The organism is Amycolatopsis sp. La24 (assembly GCF_029087445.1).
Lineage (GTDB): Bacteria > Actinomycetota > Actinomycetes > Mycobacteriales > Pseudonocardiaceae > Amycolatopsis > Amycolatopsis nivea.
The window spans coordinates 321-2,724 of the sequence record NZ_JARACH010000138.1; the positions used below are offsets into that span (position 1 = coordinate 321).

A 2,404-nucleotide genomic window follows, 5' to 3' on the forward strand; every position below is an offset into this window, starting at 1 on the left:
CGGTGCGTGGGGTGCACCCGATGTGGCGTTCGGTGCGTGGGGTGCACCCGATGTGGCGTTCGGTGCGTGGGGTGCACCCGATGTGGCGTTCGGTGCGTGGGGTGCACCCGATGTGGCGTTCGGTGCGTGGGGTGCACCCGATGTGGCGTTCGGTGCGTCTGATGCACCCAATGCCGCATTGGGGCGGCATCCCGAGCGGGCGCGGGGCGCCGAGCGAGCCGTGAAGGGGTCCTTGAGGGAACCCAGGTACGTGAAGGTGGCCCTCACGGCCGGCGGTGGGTCGTGAGGGCCACCCTGGGGGAATCTGGTTTCGTGAGGGTTCCCCTCACGTACGGTCAGCGGGTGGGGCGCTGCGGGGGTTCGCAGCAGGCGACTGCGCAGGGGGCACCGTTGACGGTGCAGCCTGCAGCGGGAAAGGGCGAAAGCTTCCGGGCGGGAGCGTCGGAGAGGTGTTCGCGGACCAGCTCGACCACCATTTCGGCGAACCTCGGGTCGGCGTCGGGGGTGGCCGCGCGGGCGAAGGCCATGCCGTGTTCCGCGGCCCGGTCGGCGGCTTCGTTGTCCAGGTCCCAGATTACTTCCAGGTGGTCCGCGACGAAGCCGATCGGGCTGACCACTACGGATTCCACACCTTGAGCGTGCAGGGCATCGATGTGGTCGACGATGTCCGGTTCCAGCCACGGGATCTGGGGCGGGCCGGAGCGCGACTGCCAGACGACGTCGTACTCGGCGATTCCGGCTTCGGCGGCCACGAGGCGTGCGGCTTCGGCGATCTGGCTCGAGTAGCGGCGGCCGCCTTCGGAGGGCGGGCCGGAGGCAAGGTCGGCGCTTTCCGGGATCGAGTGGGCGGTGAAAACCGTGCGGGTGCCGGGGCGGTCGCCGAGTTTCGCGTGGGCGGCGCGGACCGCGTCGGCGACTGCGGAGACGAACAGCGGGTGGTCGAAGAACTGGCGCAGTTTCACCAATTCCGGCGCGCCGTCGCCGACGGAGGCGCGGGCTCGTTCGATGTCCTCGTCGTACTGACGGCACGCGGAGTAGCCGCCGTACGCGCTCGTCGGGAACACCAGCGCGCGGCGCACGCCCGCGTCCTTCATCCCGGCCAGGGTGTCCTCGACCATCGGTGCCCAGTTGCGGTTGCCGAAATGCACCGGAAGCTCGATGTTCTCCGCCGCGAGCTGCTTCTCAACCGCCGCGATCGCGGCCCGGTTGAGCCGGTTGATCGGCGAGACCCCGCCGAAGTGCTGGTAGTGCTCAGCAACCTCGAGCAGCCGCTCCCGCGGCACGCCCCGCCCCCGGGTGACGTTCTCCAGGAACGGCATCACCTCGTCGGGCCCCTCCGGACCCCCGAACGAAAGCCATAGCAACGCGTCGTAACCCACGGTGCTCATCCTGCCCCTGTGGCGCTCCGCACGCCTCGGCGGCCCGGTTATGTACTGGCCTATCCAAAATGTGTTAGCGTGGTCGGCATGCCGAGGCCACGAGAGTTCGACGAAACCGAAGCACTCGAAGGCGCAATGAACGCCTTCTGGGCGCGAGGATACGAAGCGACCTCGACCGAGGAACTGTGCGCCGCGACCGGACTAGGCCGCAGCAGCATCTACAACACGTTCTCCAGCAAGCACGAACTGTTCCGCCGCGTGCTGAACCACTACTCGCACCGCGGCATCCGCCTCCGGGAAACCCTGCTGGACAACGCCCCGGACGGACTAGGCGCCATCCGCCTGCTGCTCGCCTCGACCATCGACGACGAACTGGAAAACGGCAGACGCGGCTGCCTGATGGTGAACACCATCTCCGAATTCGGAACCACCGATCCAGAGGTAGCCGCACAAGTGAACGCGGACACCGAAGCGCACCTCTCCGCACTGATCCACTTCGCCCGCACCGGCCAAGCAGACGGCAGCGTCACCCGCGACAGAGACGCAACCGACATAGCCAACTTCATCCACGCCACCATCTCGGGAATCCGCACCATGTCCCGCCGCGGAGCAGAACGAAAAGCATTGACCTCAGTAGCAGAACTAGCGGCAAGCGCAATCGCCCGCCGCTAACCCGCTAACCCGCCACCGCCGCCCCACCCGCAGCCGCCGCGATGCACCCCAATGCGGCATTGGGTGCATCCCACGCACCGAACGCCACATTGGGTGCATCCGACGCACCCAATGCCACATTGGGGCGCTAACCCCCACCCAAACCGCAGCCGAAACACCCAACAATCGAGGCACCCACACCGCCCCCGCAGCCGGTGCACCCAACGAGCGAGGCACCCAGCCCCACCCGCAGCCGATGCACCCAACGAGCGAGGCACCCAGCCCTCCCCCGCACCCCGATACGAAGCTCCCCTGCGGTTCGGGGGTGCTTGTCAAGGCATCTTTCCCGCCTTGACAAGCACCCCCGAACCGTC

Annotated in this window: 3 protein-coding genes; 2 read left to right on the forward strand and 1 reads right to left on the reverse strand. The window is 67.8% G+C overall.

From position 1 onward, the window contains the following. Nucleotides 1–224, forward strand: a 224-nt coding sequence (locus PUT80_RS46140) for a hypothetical protein (RefSeq protein WP_275295910.1), incomplete at its 5' end; no start/stop codon positions are given. A 111-nt stretch (nucleotides 225–335) separates the two neighbouring features. Here PUT80_RS46140 and PUT80_RS46145 read toward each other — a convergent pair. Beyond that, nucleotides 336–1,379 carry a ferrochelatase gene (locus tag PUT80_RS46145; protein ID WP_275295912.1) on the reverse strand — a complete coding sequence of 348 codons (1,044 nt, stop codon included), beginning with the start codon at nucleotides 1,377–1,379 and terminating at the stop codon, nucleotides 336–338. Between the two features lie 87 nt (nucleotides 1,380–1,466). Between PUT80_RS46145 and PUT80_RS46150 the strand changes: the two genes are divergently transcribed. Then, entirely contained in the window at nucleotides 1,467–2,051 is a 585-nt protein-coding gene (locus PUT80_RS46150; protein WP_275295911.1) for a TetR/AcrR family transcriptional regulator, read from the forward strand. Nucleotides 2,052–2,404: the final 353 nt, after the last annotated feature.